This window comes from Variovorax sp. GW821-FHT10C12, assembly GCF_059415405.1.
Map to the genome: position 1 here is coordinate 1 of NZ_JBWKNE010000026.1, position 908 is coordinate 908.

At 70.6% G+C, this 908-nt stretch carries 1 protein-coding gene; it reads left to right on the forward strand.

What is annotated here, in order from left to right; genetic code table 11:
* Positions 1-908: phage baseplate assembly protein V (locus AC07OH_RS31930; protein WP_495303372.1), on the forward strand; the 908-nt coding region annotated here is incomplete at both ends.

A 908-nucleotide genomic window follows, 5' to 3' on the forward strand; every position in this document is an offset into this window, starting at 1 on the left:
CTGCTGGACACCGTCGAACACGTGGGCATCAACAACCTGCCCAAGGACACGGCCGCATCGATTGCGGCGCAGCTGGGCGCGCTGACGGAACACCTCGTGTTCGACCAACCCTGCGCCCCCGTGACGGCCGAGGCCGACGTGTTCGGGCTGGTGTCTGCAGCAACGGGCACGAACAACGACAACAGCCTCTACCCGCAGCCCCAGAGCCTGGCCACCGCGCAAGCCCAGGGCTACGCCAACAGCTTCTCGGGCGTGCACACGCCGCGCCCCTGGCGCCCCGCACTGGCCGCGGCCGATGGCGCACGCCTGCATGCCAAGCCCACGGCCAGCGGCGTGCACAGCGCGATCGTGGTCGGGCCTTCGGGCGAGACCTCGCCCAACGGCGCCGACGAGCTGTATTGCAACGACCGCGGCGACGTGCGCGTGCGCTTCCACTGGCAAAGCGGATCGAACGACAACAACGGCGACAGCGCCCAGGACAACCGCAGCACCCGCTGGATCCGCGTGGCCCAGCGCCAGGCGGGCCCCGGCATGGGCTGGCAGTGGCTGCCGCGCATCGGGCAGGAAGTGCTGGTCAAGTTCGTCGACCTCGATGTGGACCAGCCCGTCGTCGTCGGCGCGCTGTACAACGGGCGCGGCGACGGCGGCATCGCCCCCACGCCCGGCGGCGCGTCACGCGACAGCGAACAGGGCAGCACCGACAGCAACGACGTTTTCGCCCAGGCCGGCAACGCCTCGTCCAGCGCCCAGGCCAACTTGGCAGCGGGCCATGCCCCGCCCTGGCACGGCGCCAGCGCCGACGACAAGGGCCACCGCAATGCAGCGGCCCTGAGCGGCTTCAAGACCAAGGAGTTCGGCGGCGAGGGCTTCAGCCAGCTGGTGTTCGACGATTCGAACCAGCAGCTGCG